Origin of the sequence: Sneathiella glossodoripedis JCM 23214, assembly GCF_000616095.1 — a bacterium.
Taxonomy (GTDB): Bacteria; Pseudomonadota; Alphaproteobacteria; order Sneathiellales; family Sneathiellaceae; genus Sneathiella; species Sneathiella glossodoripedis.
Genome location: NZ_BAMS01000001.1, coordinates 1,215,134 through 1,237,497, shown reverse-complemented (window position 1 = coordinate 1,237,497; position 22,364 = coordinate 1,215,134). Strand labels below are relative to the sequence as shown.

General features: G+C 47.1%; 24 protein-coding genes and 2 riboswitches. Of the genes, 17 read left to right on the top strand and 7 right to left on the bottom strand.

Going from position 1 to position 22,364, the window contains the following annotated elements:
• The first annotated feature begins 9 nt into the window (after positions 1-9).
• The 4 genes from JCM23214_RS19405 to JCM23214_RS06160 all read left to right on the top strand — a co-directional run bounded on the left by JCM23214_RS19405 (position 10) and on the right by JCM23214_RS06160 (position 2,838).
• Complete coding sequence (locus JCM23214_RS19405) at positions 10-591, top strand: peroxidase-related enzyme (protein WP_037492980.1); 582 nt, start codon at positions 10-12, stop codon at positions 589-591.
• Positions 588-1,193, top strand: coding sequence for a ribonuclease HII (gene rnhB / locus JCM23214_RS06170; protein WP_037492615.1), 606 nt, complete (start codon positions 588-590; stop codon positions 1,191-1,193). Before JCM23214_RS19405 ends, rnhB begins: the two co-directional genes overlap by 4 nt.
• A gap of 116 nt (positions 1,194-1,309) precedes the next feature.
• A complete protein-coding gene (locus tag JCM23214_RS06165) occupies positions 1,310-2,386 on the top strand; it encodes a site-specific DNA-methyltransferase (protein ID WP_025898187.1) in 1,077 nt (358 codons plus the stop codon).
• Positions 2,387-2,427: 41 nt separating this feature from the next.
• Positions 2,428-2,838, top strand: coding sequence for an EF-hand domain-containing protein (locus JCM23214_RS06160; RefSeq protein WP_025898186.1), 411 nt, complete (start codon positions 2,428-2,430; stop codon positions 2,836-2,838).
• Between the two features lie 4 nt (positions 2,839-2,842).
• On the opposite strand, the gene mutY is transcribed toward JCM23214_RS06160, so the two are convergent.
• A complete protein-coding gene (mutY, locus tag JCM23214_RS06155; RefSeq protein WP_025898185.1) occupies positions 2,843-3,949 on the bottom strand; it encodes an A/G-specific adenine glycosylase in 1,107 nt (368 codons plus the stop codon).
• A gap of 85 nt (positions 3,950-4,034) precedes the next feature.
• Between mutY and JCM23214_RS06150 the strand changes: the two genes are divergently transcribed.
• The 8 genes from JCM23214_RS06150 (at position 4,035) to JCM23214_RS06115 (ending at position 11,328) form a co-directional block, all read left to right on the top strand.
• A complete protein-coding gene (locus tag JCM23214_RS06150) occupies positions 4,035-4,538 on the top strand; it encodes a DUF721 domain-containing protein (RefSeq protein WP_025898184.1) in 504 nt (167 codons plus the stop codon).
• Positions 4,539-4,597: 59 nt separating this feature from the next.
• Positions 4,598-5,269 (top strand): DsbA family protein, encoded by a 672-nt coding sequence (locus JCM23214_RS06145; RefSeq protein ID WP_037492613.1) that lies wholly within the window; start codon positions 4,598-4,600, stop codon positions 5,267-5,269.
• Between the two features lie 16 nt (positions 5,270-5,285).
• Complete coding sequence (gene smc / locus JCM23214_RS06140) at positions 5,286-8,747, top strand: chromosome segregation protein SMC (RefSeq protein WP_025898182.1); 3,462 nt, start codon at positions 5,286-5,288, stop codon at positions 8,745-8,747.
• Positions 8,748-8,907: 160 nt separating this feature from the next.
• Positions 8,908-9,222: an AtpZ/AtpI family protein gene (locus JCM23214_RS06135; protein ID WP_025898181.1), complete on the top strand. Its 315-nt coding sequence runs from the start codon at positions 8,908-8,910 to the stop codon at positions 9,220-9,222.
• A gap of 86 nt (positions 9,223-9,308) precedes the next feature.
• Complete coding sequence (locus JCM23214_RS06130) at positions 9,309-10,025, top strand: F0F1 ATP synthase subunit A (RefSeq protein WP_025898180.1); 717 nt, start codon at positions 9,309-9,311, stop codon at positions 10,023-10,025.
• A gap of 46 nt (positions 10,026-10,071) precedes the next feature.
• Positions 10,072-10,296: a F0F1 ATP synthase subunit C gene (locus JCM23214_RS06125; protein ID WP_025898179.1), complete on the top strand. Its 225-nt coding sequence runs from the start codon at positions 10,072-10,074 to the stop codon at positions 10,294-10,296.
• A 56-nt stretch (positions 10,297-10,352) separates the two neighbouring features.
• Positions 10,353-10,766 (top strand): F0F1 ATP synthase subunit B family protein, encoded by a 414-nt coding sequence (locus tag JCM23214_RS19400; protein WP_051548047.1) that lies wholly within the window; start codon positions 10,353-10,355, stop codon positions 10,764-10,766.
• A 76-nt stretch (positions 10,767-10,842) separates the two neighbouring features.
• Positions 10,843-11,328 carry a F0F1 ATP synthase subunit B family protein gene (locus JCM23214_RS06115; RefSeq protein WP_025898178.1) on the top strand — a complete coding sequence of 162 codons (486 nt, stop codon included), beginning with the start codon at positions 10,843-10,845 and terminating at the stop codon, positions 11,326-11,328.
• A 161-nt stretch (positions 11,329-11,489) separates the two neighbouring features.
• Here JCM23214_RS06115 and gcvPB read toward each other — a convergent pair whose 3' ends face one another.
• Genes gcvPB through gcvT form a run of 4 tightly spaced genes read right to left on the bottom strand, consistent with a single transcriptional unit; the run spans position 11,490 to position 15,901 of the window.
• Positions 11,490-13,046 (bottom strand): aminomethyl-transferring glycine dehydrogenase subunit GcvPB, encoded by a 1,557-nt coding sequence (gcvPB, locus tag JCM23214_RS06110; RefSeq protein WP_025898177.1) that lies wholly within the window; start codon positions 13,044-13,046, stop codon positions 11,490-11,492.
• Positions 13,039-14,388, bottom strand: a complete 1,350-nt coding sequence (gene gcvPA / locus JCM23214_RS06105) for an aminomethyl-transferring glycine dehydrogenase subunit GcvPA (protein ID WP_025898176.1) — start codon at positions 14,386-14,388, stop codon at positions 13,039-13,041. The genes gcvPB and gcvPA overlap by 8 nt, the downstream gene beginning before the upstream one ends.
• A complete protein-coding gene (gene gcvH, locus JCM23214_RS06100; protein ID WP_025898175.1) occupies positions 14,388-14,762 on the bottom strand; it encodes a glycine cleavage system protein GcvH in 375 nt (124 codons plus the stop codon). The genes gcvPA and gcvH overlap by 1 nt, the downstream gene beginning before the upstream one ends.
• A gap of 29 nt (positions 14,763-14,791) precedes the next feature.
• Positions 14,792-15,901: a glycine cleavage system aminomethyltransferase GcvT gene (gene gcvT, locus JCM23214_RS06095; protein ID WP_025898174.1), complete on the bottom strand. Its 1,110-nt coding sequence runs from the start codon at positions 15,899-15,901 to the stop codon at positions 14,792-14,794.
• 56 nt (positions 15,902-15,957) lie between these two features.
• Positions 15,958-16,054, bottom strand: a riboswitch (glycine riboswitch).
• Positions 16,055-16,057: 3 nt separating this feature from the next.
• Positions 16,058-16,144: riboswitch (glycine riboswitch) on the bottom strand.
• Between the two features lie 203 nt (positions 16,145-16,347).
• Between gcvT and JCM23214_RS06085 the strand changes: the two genes are divergently transcribed.
• On the top strand, positions 16,348-16,872 hold the full coding sequence (locus JCM23214_RS06085) for a PAS domain-containing protein (protein WP_025898171.1): 525 nt from the start codon (positions 16,348-16,350) through the stop codon (positions 16,870-16,872).
• Positions 16,847-18,259, top strand: coding sequence for a methyl-accepting chemotaxis protein (locus JCM23214_RS06080; protein WP_051548046.1), 1,413 nt, complete (start codon positions 16,847-16,849; stop codon positions 18,257-18,259). Before JCM23214_RS06085 ends, JCM23214_RS06080 begins: the two co-directional genes overlap by 26 nt.
• A 42-nt stretch (positions 18,260-18,301) precedes the next feature.
• On the opposite strand, the gene JCM23214_RS22195 is transcribed toward JCM23214_RS06080, so the two are convergent.
• Entirely contained in the window at positions 18,302-18,850 is a 549-nt protein-coding gene (locus tag JCM23214_RS22195) for a hypothetical protein (RefSeq protein ID WP_148301779.1), read from the bottom strand.
• A gap of 193 nt (positions 18,851-19,043) precedes the next feature.
• Between JCM23214_RS22195 and ispH the strand changes: the two genes are divergently transcribed.
• On the top strand, positions 19,044-19,991 hold the full coding sequence (ispH, locus tag JCM23214_RS06070; RefSeq protein ID WP_025898167.1) for a 4-hydroxy-3-methylbut-2-enyl diphosphate reductase: 948 nt from the start codon (positions 19,044-19,046) through the stop codon (positions 19,989-19,991).
• A 22-nt stretch (positions 19,992-20,013) separates the two neighbouring features.
• Positions 20,014-20,985, top strand: a complete 972-nt coding sequence (thrB, locus tag JCM23214_RS06065) for a homoserine kinase (RefSeq protein ID WP_025898166.1) — start codon at positions 20,014-20,016, stop codon at positions 20,983-20,985.
• Here the strand turns inward: thrB and JCM23214_RS06060 are convergent.
• Complete coding sequence (locus JCM23214_RS06060) at positions 20,982-21,728, bottom strand: protein phosphatase CheZ (protein ID WP_025898165.1); 747 nt, start codon at positions 21,726-21,728, stop codon at positions 20,982-20,984. The two genes, thrB and JCM23214_RS06060, sit on opposite strands and share 4 nt — an antisense overlap.
• Positions 21,729-21,888: 160 nt before the next feature.
• Here JCM23214_RS06060 and rnhA point away from each other — a divergent pair, with 160 nt between their 5' ends.
• Positions 21,889-22,332: a ribonuclease HI gene (rnhA, locus tag JCM23214_RS06055; protein ID WP_439646374.1), complete on the top strand. Its 444-nt coding sequence runs from the start codon at positions 21,889-21,891 to the stop codon at positions 22,330-22,332.
• Positions 22,333-22,364: the final 32 nt, after the last annotated feature.

Sequence of the window (22,364 nt, the reverse complement as noted above, 5' to 3'; positions counted from 1 at the left end):
GAAAAACAGATGACAGATAAAAAAATAAGCCGCTATCCAATTCCAGACGTTCTTGACCTCCCAGAAGACCTCAAAGAAATGATCTTGGGTGTTCAAGAAAAAGCAGGCTTCATTCCCAATGTGTTTCTCACCTTGGCTCATCGCCCCGAAGAGCTGAGAGCGTTCTTCAATTATCATGATGCAATTATGATGCGTGACGGCTCAAACCTGACAAAGGCTGAGAAGGAGATGATTATTGTCGCAACTTCCGCTGATAATAATTGCCTGTACTGCGTTGTCGCGCATGGAGCATTGCTGCGTATTTATGCGAAAGAGCCATTAATCGCGGATCAGATTGCAGGTAATTATCATAAGGCAGATATAACTGATCGACAGAAAGCCATGCTTGACTTCGCACTACTCGTCTCAAATGCAGCTCATACCATTAATGAAGACGACTTTGAAATGATGTATGCCCATGGCTTTAACGACGAAGACATTTGGGATATCGGCGCAATTACTGCTTTTTTTGGTCTTAGCAACAGAATGGCAAACCTCACCTCCATGCGCCCCAACGATGAATTCTTCAGCATGGGACGAGCCCCTCGATGAAAATGACGCCCGACTTTACCTATGAAGAAAATCTGATAGGAACAGTTGCTGGCGTAGATGAAGTTGGACGGGGACCATTTGCGGGCCCCGTCATCGCAGCTGCAGTTATACTTGACCGGGATAACATTCCAGAAGGCCTTGCTGACAGTAAAACGCTGTCAAAAAAGAAGCGGGAAAGCCTATTTGACCAGATCAGGAACACAGCTCAGGTGGGGCTTGGAGAGGCAAGCCCCGCTGAAATTGATGAACTTAACATCCTGCAGGCAACTTTTCTGGCTATGCAAAGAGCTGTCGAAAACTTGCCCAAAAAACCAGATCATTTACTCATAGATGGCAACAGAGATCCCCAAATTCACTCCTCAACACAACTTATAGTTAAGGGAGACTCAAAGTCTTTCTCGATTTCAGCAGCATCCATTGTTGCAAAAGTGACACGCGATCGGAAAATGTCAGTCTATGCAGAACGCTATCCGCACTACGGTTGGGAGCGAAATTCCGGTTACGGCACTGCCGAACATCGCAAGGGCTTGTTAGAACACGGTGTCACACCACTACATAGGCGAAGCTTCGCGCCCATTCGTAAAATGCTGGAAAGTTCATGAGTCTCAAAATTAACAGTACGCCATAACTCACTGATTCCACAAAATTATTGACGCAGGGAATCGGCAGAATCAAAATTGTCCCCAAAGCAACCGATATAACAATTGCATTGATTGACATGAAAAAACTGCCACTGAACAAAATTCTTCAAGGCGACTGCGTAGAGTTAATGAACAGTCTTCCTGAAAACTCTGTTGATATGATCTTCGCTGATCCTCCGTACAACATGCAGCTATCTGGCGAACTTCGCCGGCCCGACGATAGCCGCGTTGACGCAGTGGATGATGACTGGGATCAGTTTGAAAGCTTCCGCGCATATGACCGTTTTACGCATGATTGGCTGAAAGCGGCAAAGCGTGTGCTTAAAGACAACGGAACAATCTGGGTTATTGGCTCCTATCACAATATTTTTCGCGTAGGAACAACATTGCAGGATTTGGGATATTGGGTGTTGAATGACGTAATTTGGCGCAAATCAAATCCAATGCCCAACTTTCGCGGGACACGTTTCACAAACGCGCACGAAACACTGATCTGGTGCTCAAAAGATCAGAACGCGAAAAACATTACCTTTAATTATGACGCCCTCAAAGTCATGAACGATGATGTGCAAATGCGCTCGGATTGGCATCTTCCGATCTGCAGCGGTGGAGAACGCCTAAAAATTGATGGTGAAAAAGCACACACGACGCAAAAACCCGAAGCACTTCTTTATCGAGTCCTAACGGCTGCCTCCAAGCCCGGTGATGTGATTTTAGATCCTTTTTTTGGTTCTGGTACAACTGGTGCGGTTGCAAAACGACTTGGTCGTAACTACATAGGTATCGAACGCGAAAGTAAATATATCGAAGTTGCAACCAAACGGATCAGCAAGGTTCAAAAGCTGGCCAAAGAAGATCTGGAGTACACAAAGGGAAAAAGACAGGAACCGCGTGTACCATTTGGTTCGGTTGTCGAACGCGGATTGCTATCAGCAGGTCAGGTTTTGCATGACAGTCGCAAACGTTATAAGGCGAGGGTTCGTGCTGATGGCAGCCTCGTAGCTTCCGATATCACAGGTTCAATCCACAAGGTTGGCGCGCAGCTTCAAGGTTCAAGTACATGTAACGGATGGACATTCTGGCATTTTGACGCCGAAGGACAATCAGTTTCAATTGATGTTCTTCGCCAACAAGTCAGATCTGAAATGAACTAGGAAAGGGAACACCCCTTTCCACAAGATCAAAGGGGGTTCCAATGAAAATATATTCTATTGCTGTTGCGACGATTTTGTCGGTGAGTGCTACCAGCGCTGCTTGGGGTTTTATGCCCTCGCAATTTATCGGCATCGATCGCAACGCCGACAATATGGTGTCCCGTGAAGAAGCTCATGATTATCGCCAGCGCTATTTCTATTCGCTCGATGGCAACAGCGATGGCCTGGTGGAATTTGAAGAGTATGTTCAGGCAAAAAACCTTCGCAGCGCAGTGGCAAATCCCGGTGCGAAAGTCAAAGTAACAGATGAATATGCTGAAGCAGACAAAAATGGGGATACAAAATTAACGCCTGAAGAGTTCTTCACAGTTGGTGAGAAACGTTTTAACCAACTGGACGTGAACAAGGATGGATTTGTATCCCAAAAGGAATTTGTCGCCCCTGGCCTCTAAGGACCTACAACTTCAATTCGTTTTGCCCGCTTAGCACTGAGCGGGCAACTTTTTTCATTAATGTTGGAAGAGCAAATTGATCAAGCTTGTCTTTCTCAATCCAGCTTAGATGGTTAGATTGAATGCTATCTCGCTCGTATAAACGATAAATACGAGGCAATAGCTTTAGATGAAAATGCGTGAATGTGTGTTTGACTTCCGGGGCTGAACCGCAATCATTCAATTGATCCTCGCCCCCCAGGGAATTTAGCAAATCACCTAATTCGGCGGGGCTTGCATGTGCTTTTTCAGTCCATTCGGTTGAAGGGAACTCCATCATGCCTCCCAACAATCCTTTTTCCTCCCTTCTACGCATAAGGACGCGACCATCAGCATCTTCTATCCAGACAACAACAGCGCCCTTTGTTGGCTTGGCTTTTTTGGGGGCTTTCTTTGGGTAATGTTCCGCCAATCCGCTGTCTTTTACGGAACAAAGATCTCCGACCGGGCAACTCGCGCAATCAGGACGCTTTGGTCGGCAGATCGAAGATCCGATATCCATCAGGGCCTGCGCATAATCTCCGGATCGCTCTATGGGGGTAACTTTGGCCGCATGGTTTTTGATAGCAGGTCGACCAGCGGGCAGCGTCTCTTCCAACTGAAAAACCCTGCAAATAATCCGTTCGATATTTCCATCAATCACAACGCAAGGTTTATCAAAAGCGATCGCGGCGATCGCGGCAGCGGTGTAGGGGCCTATTCCTGGCAAATCAAGCAATGCTTCTTCTGTATTTGGAAATTCGCCGCCATATTTATGCCAAACTACCCCAGCACATTTATGAAGATTGCGGGCACGGGCATAATACCCCAACCCAGCCCAAGCTGTCAGAACATCATCTAACGGGGCCAACGCAAGATCTCTCACGGTTGGCCAATTATGGAGGAACTTTTCAAAGTAGGATGTCACAGTTGCAACAGTTGTCTGTTGGAGCATGATTTCGCTTAGCCAAACATGGTAAGGATCGGCATATTGCCCGCCTTTTTGGCGCCACGGGAGCTCTCGACCGTTCTGATCATACCACTGAAGAATCTGTTCAGGAAAACGTGAATACTCGAAATTGTGACTGGTCATCTAACCGTAAATAGAACATGCTTTTGAAGATTGCTGTTTTTATATCACATGGATCAATCAATCTATTAAAGAGAAATCTTGAACCTTGAGGAAATTTGCAAAAAAAACCGGACCGCAGGCAATTGGCAAGTTTGTCGCCAAATCCACTAAGGCAGCGCTTATAAAGCGTGGTTTTGCCCAAGCTGATATATTGTCAAAGTGGAAAAATATTGTAGGCCCAACTCTTGCAAATGTTTCCAGCCCTGAGAGACTTAACTACGGGCGTAGCAAAAACCACGAAGCAACTTTAAAAGTGCGCGTATCCCCTGGGTTTGCGCCCGAGTTCCAACAATTTGAACCTTTGATTATTGAGCGAATCAATAGTTTCTTCGGATATCGAGCGGTCGCCCGTCTGCAATTGATACAGGCACCTGTCAAAACCGCAGAAAACAGCAGAAAACCTTTAAATCTGCCTCTAAGTTCAGAGCAGGAAGCATGGCTGAAAGAGACTTTGAATGACGTAACCGACGAAGAGCTGAAGGAAAAATTATTTGCTCTGGGCAGTAAAATCATTACTCGTGCAAGCCATAGCCAGCGCTTAAAATCATGAAAAATCAATATATTAGGTCAACACAATTTGATTGATCAGAAATATTTGAGGAATCACAAATGAAATTATATAATCACACAACATCTAGTATGAAAGACAGAAAATTGAACATATCTCGTCGACATTTTGTATCTGCAGCAGGTCTCTCACCACTTGCCTTCGCGACATCCTCATTGTTTGCAGCCAAATCTGCGCGCGCTGATGTCATGGCTATCCGCGAAGATGACAATGTTCTTGGCGATAGAAACGCTCCTATTGCAATCATCGAATACGCTTCATTGACCTGTCCGCATTGCGCTAATTTTCATAATGAAGTGATGCCTCAGTTACAGGAAAACTATATCGATACTGGCAAAGCATACCTTGTCTATCGTGATTTTCCGTGGGATCAGAACGCCTATCATGCGGCTGTTTTGGCCCATACTGCTGGCGAAAAACGATTTTTCCCAACGCTAAAAATTCTGTATTCACGCCTCAATCAATGGGCCTCTGCTCCGGATGTGATTGCGGCGCTTAAAGACATCGCCAAACTTGTTGGTGTTCCTGCTGCGAAGTTTGAAGCTGCACTTCAGGATGAGAAACTTGGGGAGCGGATATTGATGGACCGTATGGTTGCGGCCAACGAATATGACGTCACAGCAACACCGACAATCTTCATAAATGGAGAACGCTTCGACGGTGACAGCGCGTCCTATGAAGCGTTCGACGAATATCTCAAAGGCCTGATGTAATGACGATGGAGGGGCCGTGAAATTTTCTCAATTACGCCTGTCTGGTTTCAAATCATTTGTTGAGCCGACAGAATTATTGATTAAAGACGGCCTCACAGGCATCGTTGGCCCCAACGGGTGTGGTAAATCCAATCTGGTGGAAGCACTCCGTTGGGTTATGGGTGAAACATCGGCTAAAAACATGCGCGGCGGTGCAATGGATGACGTCATCTTCGCGGGCACCACAAGCCGACCACCGCGAAATATGGCGGAAGTCACCCTCGGACTGGACAATAGTGACCGAGCTGCTCCACCTGCCTATAATGATAGCACCGAGCTGGATATTACCCGTCGCATACGACGTGAAGCCGGCTCGGACTACCGCATCAATGGTAAGGTCATGCGGGCCCGCGATGTCCAATTACTTTTTGCCGATATGGCAACCGGCGCTCATTCAACAGCAATTGTCAGTCAAGGGCGCGTTGGCTCACTTATCAATGCAAAACCAAAAGATCGTCGGCATTTACTAGAAGAGGCAGCTGGTATATCTGGCTTGCACTCTAGGCGCCATGAAGCGGAACTCCGCCTTAAAGCTGCTGAAACCAATCTGGAAAGAGTAGATGATGTATCTGGCCAGCTTGAAGTACAACTCGCCAGTCTTAAACGCCAAGCACGGCAGGCAACACGGTACCGAAATATATCCAGCCATATTCGAAAAGCTGAAGCGATGCTTTTATACCGCAAATATGAAGTCGCGGCAGCCAATGAACAGGCTGCCAAAGACAAACTAAAAGAAGCATCGGATGCTGTTGCGGAACTCACGCGCCAGGTCGCACTTGCGCAAAACGCCAGCCTCAAGGCTTCAGAAGCTTTAACGCCTCTTCGCGATGCAGATGCCGCTGCTGCAGCCAAACTGAACAAACTTGTCTTGCAAAAAGAACAGCTCAGCGCTGAAGAGGATCGACTTGCTAGGGCACAGAAACAGCTGGAAGATCGAAAAAATCAGATTTCCAGTGATATGAAACGTGAAAAAAGCCTCGAGCAGGAAGCTGCTGAGGCCATCGAACAATTAGGCGCGGAAATAGAGAAATTAACAATCAGCGCAGAGGATGACGCCCCAAAACTGGCCATCCTTTCCAAGGATATTGAGGAAAAGCAAACAGCCATTCGCGAGTTACAAGGTCAGCTTGACACAAAAACAGAAGAGCTGGCGGCCAGCCGTGCAGAACATGGCAGCCTTGCGCAGCAATTGGCCTCCACAGAGCAGGATTTACAAAGGCTACGTAGCAAGGAAGAAGGGAACCGCAAAGAATTACTGGTCGTTCAGAACAGTCTGGATCAGTTGACGAAACAGGATTCGGTAGCCAATGAGTTACAAACAGCGTTAGCCGAGCATCAGGCAGTGACGGATGAACTTGAGCGTGTTGAACAACAGAAAAATAATGCTGAATTAGCTGAACGAGACGCCAGAGTTCAATTGCAGTCCGTCGAGAAAGAGGTAACGACTCTTAACGCCGAGATTCGCGCGATTAGAGCCATTCTACAAAATGATGAGGTTGGAGAATGGACCAATGTGATCGAGGAACTGAAGGTTCAAAAGGGATATGAAGCCGCGTTAGGAGCTGCACTTGGTGATGAATTAAACGCTCCCTGCGATCCTGATGCCCCCACATATTGGAGTAATATAACAACCGAACAGGGTGCGTCCGCATTTGAAGGCACAACCGAAACATTAAACCAGTTTGTTTCAGGTGTGAAAGCACTGGAACTCCGTCTTTCACAAGTCGCTATTATCGACGCCTCAGATGCTGAAAACATCATAAAACAGCTAAAGCAGGGCCAAAGAGCCGTAACCAAAGAGGGAGCGCTGTTTCGATGGGATGGATACTGTCAAAAAGCAGACATAAAATCTGCTGCGACCGTAAGGCTGGAGCAAAAAAACAAACTGTCCGAGCTCGAAACAAAATTAAGCGAACTTGAAATTGCCGCGAATGTGCGCAAGCTGGCTTTGGCAGAGTGCGAAAAATTAATTCAAAAACTTCGAAATGAAGAAAAGGACTTGCGCCTTAAACGACGTGCACAAGAGACAGAATTAACCAGACTCCGTGCAAAACAAGCAGAGCAGCAAAGAGAAAACGCCGCTAAAACATCCCGCCTTCAGGTTCTCGAAGAACAAGCTGCATCTCTTAAAGATGACATTAACAGCACTTGCGCAAAGCTCGAAGAATTGAAGCAAAAGCGAACAAGCCTGAGCGATCTTGGCTCGGAACAGGCGGATATCGAAAAATTGCGAAGTGAATTGCGTCATCGGCGTGAAGATTTGGCAGCGAAGCGCGCAGAGCATGATCAAATCATACGGACTTCGGCAATTCGGAACGATCGAATTAAATCGGCAACACAAGAGAGAGAAAACTGGATCAGACGCAGTAGCGGAATGGCAGATCACTTCGCTCAATTGGAAATCCGATTCTCTACAACCGAAGAAGAGCTGAAAGAACTTGAAAACAAGCCCAGCGAACTGCAACGCCTGCGCGGGGAGCTGATGGACGAAATCGCCCGAGCGGAATCCGCCAGAAAATCCATTCGTGATCAGGTCAGCGAAGCAGAATCAGTTCTTGCGCAATGTGATGCAGCATTACGGCAAGCGCAAGAAGCCCTGGCAACATGCCGTGAAGAACGCGTCCGCCATCAAGCAGATGTAGAACATACCGCTGATGTTCTAAAATCACTCGCCGGCCAGATATTCGAAAAACTTGAATGTCAGCCGGAAAACATCAAAGTGGCTGGCGGAATTGAAGAGACAGAGGAAATTCCGCCCATTGATGTCAGTGAAAGAAAAGTTGAAAGATTAAAAAAAGAACGGGACGGCATGGGCCCTGTTAATTTACGCGCTGAAATAGAAGCGCAGGAAGTTGATGAACAACTCAGCACACTTTTGGAAGAAAGAGCCGATCTGGAAGCCGCCATTGCACGCTTAAGACAAGGCATTGCGAGCCTGAACAAAGAAGGGCGAGAGCGCTTGCTCGAGGCGTTTAAAAAAGTGGACAGTCATTTCCAGGAATTGTTCAAACAAGTATTTGGTGGCGGGTACGCACATCTCAAGCTTACGGAGTCAGAAGATCCGTTAGCCGCCGGACTTGAAATTATGGCGAGCCCACCGGGCAAACGTTTACAGCTCATGTCACTTTTATCAGGTGGAGAACAGGCTCTCACGGCAGTTGCCCTTCTGTTTGCTGTGTTTTTAACGAATCCAGCTCCGATTTGTGTGCTGGATGAGGTTGATGCACCGCTAGATGACGTAAATGTTGAACGTCTATGTAATCTTCTTGACCGGCTTTCAAAAGATTCTGACACCCGTTTTCTGGTTGTTACCCATCACCCGATAACAATGGCACGTATGGATCGTCTGTTTGGCGTCACAATGGCGGAGCGCGGAATCTCGCAGCTTGTATCCGTTGATTTAACACGTGCGCAGCTCATGACTGACGAGACGGTTTAATGACCTCAGAAGTAAGATTTTGACACTGATTCAGCTATTCTGGAAATGAGCAGCAAAAGCTGTCGTTTGTAACTTGACACTGCTGTAGGCAGACCGTATGTTTCCCGCGCTTTGAGTAGGGGGAATTGGATGTTCTTAATTTTCCGTGAACGGAACGAAAATGACTAATTCCGACCCGGACTCAAAGAAAGAATTTAAAGCTCGGCTTGAAAAGGCACGCCAGAAACATGACGATTCTTCATGGGATGGACGCCTTAAGGTCGAGAAAGCTGGCGCAGCAGGAAGAGCCTGGCGATTGTCTGTTGAGATAATAGCAGCTTTTCTGGTATGTGGTGGTTTCGGTTGGTGGCTGGATGGTTTTTTGGACACAAAACCGATATTTTTGTTGGTGTTTGCTGTTTTGGGCATGATCGTTGGCGTATACAACGTTTATAAAGTGGCCAGGGCAATGAACCCAGAAGATTTTGAAGATTGAAGGAAGCGTATACGCTTCCTTTTGTGTGAAACTAGTCAAGCGGGATTAAGTATCGTGGCAGAAGGTCAGGGACTCGTAATCGACCGATGGGGCAATTCCAAATCAAGCGTTTGGTTGAAATGAATATTGGCGGAGTCGATGTTTCCTTCACCAACTCCTCGCTGTTTATGCTCATCGTAATCGCAGCAATTACACTCTTTTTGACATTCAGTATGCGTGGCCGTGCCATGGTACCGGGTCGCATGCAGTCGATTGCTGAACTTTCCTACGAATTTATTGCCAACATGCTTAAGGAAAATGTCGGGTCTGAGGGACGCAAGTTCTTCCCTTTCATTTTTTCCGTTTTCATGTTCGTTCTGTTTGCGAACCTGATCGGGATGATTCCCTACAGCTTTACAGTCACCAGCCATATCGTGGTTACTTTTGCGTTGGCGCTAACTGTATTCATTCTCGTCACAATTGTTGGTATCCTGCGCCACGGTGTTAAGTTCCTTACATTGTTCGCACCCAGCGGAGTACCGGTATTTCTGATGCCGATACTGGTTCCAATTGAAGTGATTTCCTACTTTGTCCGCCCCATCAGCCTTTCAGTTCGTCTGTTTGCAAATATGCTTGCCGGCCATGCGCTACTGAAAGTGTTTGGCGCGTTCGTGGTTGGACTTGGTTGGTTGGGCGGCTGGTTGCCACTCACCTTTATCGTAGGCCTGACAGGCCTCGAATTCCTGGTTGCATTCCTGCAGGCCTATGTATTCGCAATCCTGTCTTGCCTTTACCTGAACGATGCAATTCATCTGCATCACTAATTTTTCAAACGATTACGTTGTTCTTGTTTAAAGAAGGAAGAATATCATGGAATTAGAAGCCGCTAGAATGATTGGTGCCGGCCTTGCAACTATCGCCCTTGCTGGTGTTGGCCTTGGTCTTGGTAACATTTTCGGTTCTTACATCTCAGGCTCACTTCGCAATCCAGCTGCAGCACCAAAAGTATTTGGTAACGTTCTGCTTGGCTTTGCTCTGACTGAAGCTGTGGCTCTGTTCGCACTGGTTATCGCTCTGATCATCCTCTTCGTTTAATCTCTTTAACTCCTTAAAGTTAAAGACGACTTGAACACTAGGATTTAGGAACGGTTATGCCGCAATTAAATATTGCAGACTTTCCGCCACAGCTTGTGTGGCTCGCGATCAGCTTCGTGATACTTTATATCATGATGGCTAAGGTTGCTGTGCCACGCATCTCTGAGGTTCTGGAAAGCCGACAAGACCGAATTGCCCGGGATTTGGATGAAGCCAAACGCTTGAGTGAAGAATCCGACAAGGCAAAAGCGGAATATGAAGCTGCACTGGAAGAAGCTCGCTCAAAAGCTCATGGTATGGTGACTGAACTTAAATCAGAACTCGCCAAAGAGCAGGCTGCCAGCCAGGCCGATCTTGAAGCCAAACTTGCCGAAAAAGCAAAAGCAGCAGAAGCCAGTATTGCCTCAGCTAAAGAAGCAGCACTGGCAAATGTACGCTCTATTGCTGGCGATGCTGCCAAGCAACAGTAGCCAAACTGATTTCTGCCGATGTGGCGGATAAAGAGGTTGAAGCCGCTGTTGAAGCCGCAGCGAAAGGACGGGCGTGATGCAATTTGACGCAACATTTTGGGTAGCAGTCGCATTCATCGCTTTCATCGCTGTTGTCCTTTACTTCAAAGTACCGGCCATGCTGGCGAAAATGCTGGATGAACGGGCAGATCGCATCAAGAGCGAACTGGATGAAGCACAAAAACTGCGCGAAGATGCGCAGGCTATGTTTGCTGATTACCAGCGCCGTCAACGAGATGCTTTGGCAACCGCCGAAGAAATCGTCGCCAAGGCAAAGGAAGATGCTGAGATCATCCGCAAGGAAAGTGAAGCGGAGCTTCAGGCTACCCTGAAACGCCGTCAGGAACTGGCCGAAGCTAAAATCCGCCAAGCTGAAGAGAAAGCTCTGGCAGAAGTTCAGAGCATCGCCGTAGAGGTTTCAATCGCAGCTGCTGAAAAGCTGATGAAAGATAACCTCAAGGCAAAAGAAGCTGGTGCGCTCATTGACCAATCTATCAAGGATCTGGGTTCCCAATTGAACTAAATTCGGTGTTCCCGTCAAAAAATCAACCCCGCTGAGGTATGAAACCTAGCGGGGTTTTTTTATGCCTTGTCATGTCACTCGTGAAAACTATTCCGCTCCTCATAAAAAAAGCCCCGCACATATGCGGGGCTCATTTCAGGTGTTTTCAGGCGGTGAGTTAATCAGGCCGCATTTTCTTTACTCCAACGCAGCACCGGCTTGCGTGCCGCTGCAGTTTCATCCAGACGACGTCTAGGGGAATATTTAGGAGCCTGAGTGAAGAAGTCTGGATCATTACCTTTTTGCGCCTTCTCAATCAGGTGACGCATACTGCCAATAAACAGATCCAGTGTTTCCTTTGTCTCACTCTCTGTCGGCTCAATCAACATGGCTCCGTGAACCACGAGCGGGAAATACATGGTCATTGGATGATAACCCTCGTCGATCATTGCTTTAGCAATATCCAGCGTGGTCACACCGGTATTCTTCAATGTGCTATCGTCAAACAGAGCTTCATGCATACAAATTCCATCAAATGGAGAGTGAAGCAAATCGTTCAACCCGACCCTTACATAATTTGCATTAAGGACCGCATCTTCGGCAATTTGGCGAAGCCCGTCAGAGCCGTGGCTTAACATGTAAGCCATTGCCCGGATGAACATTCCCATCTGACCATGGAAGGTTTTCATACGGCCAAAGCTTTTGCCTGCAGATCCGGTAACATTTTCCTGCAAGCTATATCCCTCATCGCTTTTCACAACGTATGGAACAGGCGCAAATGGCGCTAAAGCTTCGGAGAGCACGACCGGCCCTGATCCGGGGCCACCTCCCCCATGCGGCGTGGAAAATGTCTTGTGCAGATTGATATGCATCGCATCCACACCCAGATCACCCGGACGGGTACGACCCAGAATTGCGTTCAGATTTGCACCATCACAATAGAAGTATCCACCAACCCTATGAATGAGCTCTGCGATTTTTTTAATTTCATTTTCAAAAAGACCGCAGGTATTCGGATTTGTCAGCATAACGCCAGCCACTTCAGGGCTTAGTGCAGCTTCAAACGCCTCAATATCCATGCGTCCATCTTTTCGTGCAGGAACGGATTGAACCTTATACCCACAAAGAGCCGCAGTGGCGGGGTTGGTACCATGAGCTGATTCAGGCACCAGAATAATGCTTCTATTCTCTCCCTTGGCATCATGAGCGGCTTTAATAGCCATTACGCCGCAAAGCTCACCATGCGCACCTGCAGCCGGTGACATAGCCACGGCGGGCATTCCGGTTATGGTTTTTAGCCAATGGGCCAGATCATCAATAAGTTCCAGCGCACCCTGAACCGTACTAACGGGTTGCAAAGGGTGAATATCACCAAGACCTTTCATCCGTGCCGATTTCTCATTAATGCGCGGATTGTGCTTCATGGTACAGGAACCAAGAGGATAAAAACCTGCATCAATTGAGTAATTCTGGCGGCTCAAACGCACATAGTGGCGTAGCACTTGTGGTTCGGATAAGTCAGGCAAGCCTATATCTTCACTTTTCTCCAAGCCACCCAGGCGGTTTTTAATTGCCCGCGGCTCAGCCATATCAACGCCAATTCGCCCTTTAACACCCTGTTCAAAAATCAGCGGTGTTTCAAGATTGAGAGCCTTATTCCCCGTAAATGTTTCTTCCATCAACAGGTCATCATGATTTGCCGCATCTGGTCGGGTAGGACGTCCAACATTATTAAGCATTGGCAATCTCCTTTAAGGCGTCAACGAGCTGATCTACTTCTTCTTCCGTATTTGTTTCCGTCACGGTCACAAGAAGTAAATTATCAAATTCTGCATGCTCAGGAAGCAACCTTGAAACCGGGATGCCGCCCAAAATATTCCGCTCCGCCAGTCTTTCAACAGCCTGTTCGGCCTTAACCGGCAACTCCACGGTGAACTCATTGAAGAAGGTCTCGTTCACAACCCGAACACCTTCAATCGCGTCAATTTTCTCAGAAGCCGCCACAGCTTCCCCATGATTGAGCATGGCCAGCTTTTTAAAGCCGGTCTCCCCCAAGAGGCTCATGTGAATACTAAAGGCAAGAGAACATAAACCGGCATTTGTGCAGATGTTGCTCGTGGCTTTTTCCCGGCGAATATGCTGTTCCCGAGTTGACAAGGTGAGGACATACCCACGTTTGCCTTCCTGATCTACTGTTTCACCGCAAAGCCGGCCGGGCATTTGCCGAACATATTTCTGCTTTGTCGCGAACAGACCAACATACGGTCCGCCATATGACAGAGGCACACCAATTGATTGCCCCTCACCGACGACGATATCGGCGCCCATTTCGCCAGGTGATTTAATTGCCCCAAGTGAGACAACTTCAGTCACGACAACGACAAGCAATGCACCTACTTCATGGCATTTTTCTGCCAGCTCAGCCAGATCCTGCAATCGGCCAAAAAAGTCTGGATTTTGGACAACGACACAGGCTATTTCCTGATCCAGCTCTTCACTAAAATCTTCAGGACCCTCAACAACAGGAGACTTGGAGTTCACCTTGAACTCGGTGTACTGCACAGTCGTTTCTGTGACTTCGCGGTAATGCGGATGCAGGTTTCCTGATAAAATGGCCTTTTTACGTCGGGTAGCCCGGCACGACATCAATACCGCTTCAGCGCAGGCTGTTGCACCGTCATACATGGACGCATTTGCCACATCCATCCCGGTAATCATGGCAACCTGTGTTTGGAATTCAAACAGGGCCTGCAAGGTTCCCTGACTGATTTCAGGCTGATAGGGTGTATAAGCTGTCAAAAATTCGGAACGCTGAACCAGATGATCCACGACTGTTGGGACATGGTGACGGTAAGCCCCTGCTCCCAAGAATGAGGGAACCTCGGCAGGCGACAGGTTCTTAAGCCCATAAGCCTGCATTTTTTTCTCAACAACCATTTCTGGCGCATGTGTCGGCAGATCCAACAGGTCGTTCAGACGGGCTTCTTCAGGGATGTCAACAAACAGCTCGTCTACAGAAGAAACCCCTATTTTTTTCAGCATTTCCGCACGCTCTTCGGCGGTATGCGGCATGTATCTCATTAGGCAAGACCTTCTGTATATTCTTTATAAGCAGCTTCATCCATCAAATCGTCAAGTTCGGACGCATCGGATATTTTAACTTTTGCGAACCAGCCAGAACCTTGTGCATCTTCATTGACCTGTGATGGATTGTCTTCCAGATCATTATTGACTTCCAACACTTCGCCGCCAATCGGCGCATATACTTCTGAAGCGGCTTTCACACTTTCGACAACAGCCAGCTCATCGCCTTTGTCCAATGTGCGGCCCACTTCCGGAACTTCGACAAAAACCACATCTCCCAATTGCTCCTGCGCATAAACGCTAACGCCGACAGTCGCAATGTCATCTTCAACAGTGACCCATTCATGATCTTTCGTATATTTGATGCTCATAACAATTTTCCCAATCATAAAAGGGGCTTTCAGCCCCGGTAATAGCGTTGTTCAACAAATGGCATTTTCACCACTTTGGCGGCACGCGCTTTTCCGCGAACCATCAGCTGAAGTGGTGTATCTGGTTTTGACAGCTCAAGCGGCACATAACCCATTGCGACAGGGGCCTGCAATGTTGGCGCGAAACCACCAGAGGTCACTTCACCGACAATATTACCATCCATATCCGCAATTTCTGTATGTTCGCGAGCTGGCGCACGCCCTTCGGGCAAAATACCGACGCGCTTCATTTTTGGTTTGTTGGCAATCTCCTCGAGAATGACTTTCTCCCCCGGAAATCCCCCCTCCTCCCTGCGACGCTTACTAATTGCCCACAGGAGGCCAGCGGATACAGGAGTTGTGTTCTCGTTCAAGTCATATCCGTACAAACATAAGCCAGCCTCCAGGCGAAGAGAGTCTCTCGCACCCAGGCCAATCGGAGCAACCTCACTCCCAGCCAACAACTGCTTGCACAGCGACACTGCCTGATCATTGGGGATCGATATTTCATACCCATCCTCTCCAGTATAGCCTGAACGTGTTACAAAGCAGGGCACACCTGCTATTTCCAGCTCTCTGTAAGTCATAAATGGCATCGTCGCCACATCTGGATTATATCTTGCCAGAACCGACGCCGCCTTTGGTCCTTGAATAGCCACTAGCGCTCTGTCATCGAGAACGATGACTTCCGCTTCTCCAGCCAGCTTTTCCTTAAACAGTGCAATATCCTGATCTTTACAACCTGCATTAACCACAACAAACAGATCATTGCCTCGTTGCGTGATAATTAAATCGTCAAGGATCCCGCCAGCTTCGTTTGTGAGGAAACTGTAGCGCATTTCGCCAGCTTTTAAGGACTGAATGTCACCCGGAACGAGCTTTTCGATAGAGGTTGCTGGGTTGGCGCCACTAATAACCACCTGCCCCATGTGGGATACATCAAACAAACCCGCATTTTCGCGAGTATGTAAATGCTCTTTCATGATACCGTCCGGATATTGAACCGGCATATCATAGCCCGCAAAGGGCACAATTTTCCCGCCCAATTCCAAATGCAAATCGTAAAGCGCCGTGCGCTTTGTCTGTGAGGATTCGTTCATATGTCTCTCAATCCACAATACGGTTCAGCCTCCCGAACTGTTTCAGGAGACACCCCCTCTGTCTTATGGACCTGAGAGATTTGACAAAAACAGATATAAGCTGTCTTTGCTTACCCCTTCGGTGAAATCGATTACTCGATTTTCTTTCCAGAGCTTCATCCTCCTGCGGTCCGGGTGCCTGAGAGTTTCCGGGGTGGTTGCTCCTTCGGCGTCAGAATGAACTGACTCTCCCGCAGGGATCTTCTGTATGAGGGGCCGATCATAGCCAAGCATTTTGTTCTGTCAAACACCAAGGCCCGCTAATTGAAGTTTATGGTGGGAAATTAACGAATTTCCGATCAATAAAATGGATTTGGTTACCCTGTGTTAACCATTCAGGGCCATAACAAAATGAATGGAAGCATCGTATGCGCATTCCGCATTTCACATATAATGGTAACAAGTTAATGAAAAACGCATCCCCCCCAACAGGCGTTGAGCGCTTTCTCAATGAAAAAGAAATTATTGTCAGTAAAACCGACCTCAGCGGAAAGCTCACTTACACGAACAGAAAATTTCTTGATATATCTGATTACGAAGAAGCAGAAGTTTTAGGCAAACAGCATAACGTGATTCGTCACCCCGACATGCCACGAGCTGTTTTTCAATTCATGTGGGACCAGATCGGGTCCGGGAACGAAATTTTCGCTTATGTTATTAATTTCTGTAAAAACGGAGATCATTATTGGGTACTGGCCCATGTGACACCATCCTTTGACAGCACTGGAAGCATAAGCGGCTATCACTCCAACCGCCGCGCTCCAAACAAGCAAATCATTCAGGATGTCATCACCCCACTTTACCAAAAACTCCGCAATGCGGAAAAAGCTGCCAGCTCGCCCAAAGACGGACTTAACGCGAGTATGGATATGCTTACAAAATTCATAACAGACGAAGGAGGCGACTATGGGCGCTGGATTTTCTCTCTTTAAAAACCTACTTCCCACTATTGTCGCTGTTGTGATAACGGCAGCCATATACATGGGTTTCAGTTACACCAATGACGACTTGACGTATTCTCTGGCGCTATTCGCGACAGGTATTGGGTTTGCTGCAATATTAGTTGTAGCCCTTTACACAAAAGGCAAAAAAGCCAGTCAGGAGCGAGACAATATTCGGTTAATGCTGGAATCACGTGCTGCAGAATTCGCAGGTGCTGAAGGAAGCAGCCTGTCCTCTGAACTCATGGAAGAAATTCAGGGAACTGCATTTATATGCAAAAAACTCTCTGAAGGGGATTTTGATAAACGTGTGCTTCACATTGATGATGCAAGCCCACTCGCACCACTGCAGTTATCTATAAACGAGCTTGCTGATCGAGTGGATGCGTTCCTTCGCGAAGCCGCAGCTTCCATGCAACATGTCGCGGACCAGAAATATCATCGCAGAATTATCGATACGGATATGTCAGGTTCATTCCAGCAAACGGCTCAGTCAATAAACGCCTGCACCCAAGCTTTTGAAACCCGAACTCAAATGTTCAGCGACATCATTAAGGAGTTCGAAGCACAGATCGGTGACGTCTCAAGTGGCATTGCAAGCGCATCTCAAAGCCTGCAGAATTCAGCCAATACATTATCTACCAGCGCTGCTGGCACTGCCACCCAGGCAAAAACCGTCAGCACCGCAGCGCAGAATGCATCACAAAGTGTTCAAACCGTCGCTAGCGCTGCTGAAGAAATGTCAGTGTCCATTCAGGAAATCAGTCGCCAGATCAAAAGCTCTCTTTCCAATACCGCTACCGCTAAAGAAACGGCCAATAGCGGAAACGAACGGATTAAAGGCTTGGCAGAAGCAGCACAATCAATTGGTGAAGTCGTAAAGCTGATCGAAGATATTGCAGGGCAGACCAATCTTCTGGCGCTCAATGCGACCATTGAGGCTGCACGAGCTGGTGATGCAGGTAAAGGTTTTGCAGTTGTTGCCAATGAAGTTAAAAATCTGGCGAACCAAACAGCAAAAGCCACAGAGGATATCAGCAAGCAGATTATCGATATTCAGCAGGCGACCGGTGATGCCGTAAATTCAATGGACACTATTAACAGTTCTATCGAAGACATCAGCAATGCCGTTGCAATGATCGCAAGCGCTGTCGAAGAACAAGGTTCAGCTACGCATAAAATTTCACAAAGTGTTCAAAGCGCGTCGCAAAACACCCAGACAGTGTCTGAAAATATCTCATCTGTGGAAACCACTTCTGCCAGTACATCCGGAACCAGCAACGACTTACTTGAACAGGCAAACCAGCTTCAGGAAAAATCCAGCGCACTGGAGACCAATGTTGGGCATTTCCTCGAGGAAGTCAGAAAAGTCGTATAAAAGTCTCTAATTGGAGAAAGCCCGCTTCACAGCAGGCTTTCTCTAGTTGTTCTGGCGATTATATTCAAGCTGCTCCGCAGTTAGCTGGAAACCCAGAACAATCGTATAGTCACGCCCGTCACGTCCGCTTAACACAGGAATTCTATGAATCATTTCCTCAAGTGCAGCACCGCGACGTTTACCTTCTGGAATTTCAATCGGACTATCAAAGACTCGCTTGCTAAGAATCTTCTTATCGCGATCAACAATTGAAATAAAAAAGGGCAATTTTACGCTGTTGGAATTGGACGCAGGTCCTTTCACCACATTGAGCTGCAGAAATAGCTCAGCCACAATCAGGCTATCATCATCTTCATAAAGGCATTCGCCTTTCAGTGGTTCAATTGAACCTTCAAAGGTCACATCGACAAGATCACGGCCTGGCCCTTCCCTGAAAACCGTTATAGTCTCGGCTCCAGGTAAAATTGAAACTGTCGGACAGGGCAGCACCCGCTCTTCCATGCTGAAAATATCTGTACCAAAATCCGTACTGCAGGCGCCAGCAAGCAGCGGTATCGAAAGTGCAGCAATCAATTTTAAGACCGACTTCATTACGATTTTCCATTTCTTTTCAATGCAGGATCCAAGCATCTATTGCGTCTGCACTGGTAATCAGTAGAATTTTGATGTACTAATCCGCCGAATTTAGGATGCCCAGTTTTTTTTAGCAACCCAAGGCTTTTGCTTTAACAAATTTAGCAAGCAACTGCGATATTTAGGCAAAATTGAAAATAGGTTTCATGTAATGAGCGCACCGGACTTAAAACTGTTACTGGCAGCCCCTCGCGGGTTTTGTGCCGGCGTCGACCGAGCGATTCAAATAGTTGAAAGAACGCTGGAAAAATATGGTGCTCCTGTCTATGTGCGCCATGAAATCGTTCATAACCGCTACGTAGTTGAAAATCTTGAGAAAAAGGGAGCCGTTTTCGTCGACGAACTCTCCGATGTTCCCAAAGACGTCCCCGTGATATTTTCTGCCCACGGCGTTGCAAAAGCCGTTCCGCAAGAAGCTGAACGGCGGAATATGTTTTACATTGATGCAACCTGCCCTCTTGTCAGCAAGGTCCACCGCGAAGCCGAAAGGCATGAAAAGGATGGCATGGAAATTGTCTTGATTGGGCACCGCGGGCATCCTGAAGTCATTGGGACAATGGGGCAGCTTGAAGATGGACGGATTTCTTTGGTCGAGACGGTGGAAGACGCAAAAGAATTTCAGCCCCAAAACCCCACGGCCAAACTCGCTTACCTTACGCAGACAACTTTATCCGTCGATGAAACGCGCGATATCGTGGAAACATTGCGATCCCGTTTCCCTGATATTGCCTCCCCCAAAAAAGAAGATATCTGCTACGCTACGACAAATCGGCAGGCTGCTGTGAAACAGCTTGCAAGCCACTGTGACGGTATGCTTGTTATAGGCGCCCCCAATTCTTCCAACTCCATGCGTTTGGTTGAAGTGGCGAAAAAGAGTGGATGCCAAAATGTAAGCCTTGTTCAGCGCGCATCAGACATACCTTGGGAGAAGTTGCAAAACTGTAAGAACATCGGCATTACAGCCGGCGCTTCTGCTCCGGAAACTCTTGTTGAAGAAGTTGTGGATGCCTTTTCAGCGCATTACACTGTTTCGGTCGAGGAAGTCGTCACCAGCGAAGAACATGTCACGTTCAAGCTCCCTCGCGTCCTAGAAAACTAATTAAACACCAGCAGGCAGCAACATGGCGGTATATACCGATATTTCGGACGAAGAGCTCGACGACTTATTGCTTCAGTATGATCTGGGCGAAGTTCTGTCCTGCAAGGGCATTGCCGAAGGTGTAGAAAACTCAAATTTTTTACTTCACATGGAAGCTGGTTTCTACATTTTAACGCTTTACGAAAAACGTGTGGAAGAAAATGATTTACCGTTTTTTCTGGGCTTGATGGAACATCTGGCGGCAAAAAACTTTGTCTCCCCCACACCAATTGCGACCAAATCAGGACAGTCACTTACGAGAGTGGCAGGGCGTCCTGCTGCCATTATTCAATTTCTGGAAGGGCGTTCCATTCGCCGGATCACGCCTGACCATTGTGCGCTTTTGGGCGATACACTTGCAGACCTTCACCTTGCGGCACAAGATTTCAAGCTGACACGTAATAATGCTCTTGATGTCACAAGTTGGCGCAATCTGTTCAATAGATGCAAAGCGTCAAATGCCGAGGGCCAGTTTTCAACAGCTGAACTAAAAGAAATTGAATCTGAGCTGGAGTTTTTGGAATTGCACTGGCCTCAGGATTTGCCCACCGGAGTTATTCATGCTGATCTATTTCCGGACAACATCTTTTTCCTCAATAACGCAGTAAGCGGTGTAATTGACTACTATTTCGCCTGCACCGATTTTCTGGCATATGACTTGGCGATCTGTATGAATGCCTGGTGTTTCGAAACAGATAGCAGCTTCAATATTACAAAAGCGCGCAAGTTATTAAACGCTTACCAAAAAAGAAGGGAAATCTCTGTTCAGGAATTAGGTGCCTTGCCACTCCTTTGCAGAGGGGCTGCCATGAGATTTTACCTCACCAGATTATTTGATTGGCTGAATCAGGTTGATGGCGCCTTGGTTAAACCGAAAGATCCGTCAGAATATCTTAAAAAAATCAGATTCCATCAGGACGTAACATCTGTTAGCGCTTACGGTTTAACATCTTAGTCAAACAATGCGTCAATTTCATCCTGTGAAATTTCCTGACCTTCCGCACGCGGACCGCTCAGTTCAATGTCGCCATCTTTCTGAATTTCCTGCTCGATACCTTCAAGTGCACTGAGCTGATCTTCGCCGCCAAGAATTTCAATCATGGCCTGAATACGATCTTCGACAAATTTAAGCGTTCCTACAACTTTGGAAATTCTCTGTCCTGTAATGTCCTGAAAGTTACAAGCTTCATATATTTTCATCACGGCCTTGCTGATCGTCTCTGTAATTTCCAGCTCATCGGGGTCCGTTGCATTCAACTCAAGACTTTCATTCTTATCCTCAATCGTCTCTACAGCGGCAAGAATCTCATTAGTTGCTGTCTCTGTATCGGCAACAACAGCATCAAGCTGATCTGTCATCGCGTGAATTTTCGCGCCTTTATCATTAGAATTGATTGAAGTTATCTCCCGGCGCGTATCCATGATAACTCGAGACAATTCTTCAAGTTCCGACTTAAGCTCTAGTGAGTCTGCAAATTCTTTTTTGAAGTCCTCGAGCATTTTTTCGCTCATGGACTGAGGTGTTTCTTCAACCTTCGAAGCATTTTCCGCGATATCGGCTTTTACAGAGTTAATGGCCTCCAGCAATTCTTCATATTGCTCCTGACTTATACCCCCGCCCTGATTTTCACCATCCGAATTACCAGAAATCCCGTTTTTGAGTTGCTTGATCTCAGCAGAAAACATCTTTTTTGACATGATAAAACGCGCGCTCCTGGTATCCTTAATACATCACAGATTTCTCATCCTGCCTGCAAGCACCTAAAATTCAGTTAAAATGCAAATATTTTACTGACTGTTTTGCAAGGATAGCTATGCTGCGTTTCAACATTGAATGTAAGCACACGATTCAGGTGAGATTTTGACCGATACAGCGGTAACAATTTATACAGACGGCGCATGTTCAGGGAATCCGGGGCCGGGCGGTTGGGGTGCCCTTCTGGAGTATAAAGGCAAGCAAAAAGAGATTTATGGCGGAGCCGCCGAAACTACAAATAATCGAATGGAATTAAGTGCCGCGATAAATGCTTTAAACGCCCTTCAACGCAAAAGTAGCGTCGATTTACATACAGACAGTACTTATGTACGCGATGGCATTACCAAATGGATGGTAAATTGGAAAAAAAACGGCTGGAAAACTGCTGCCAAAAAACCGGTTAAAAATCAGGATTTATGGATGGAGCTGGACGCAGCAATCCGACGTCACGATGTTCGCTGGCATTGGGTGAAAGGTCACGCCGGCAATCCCGGTAATGAAAAGGCAGATGAACTTGCCAATCAGGGTATGGAAAAATACAAGTGAAGGAGGAGGATATCCCCCTCCTTCATCAGTTT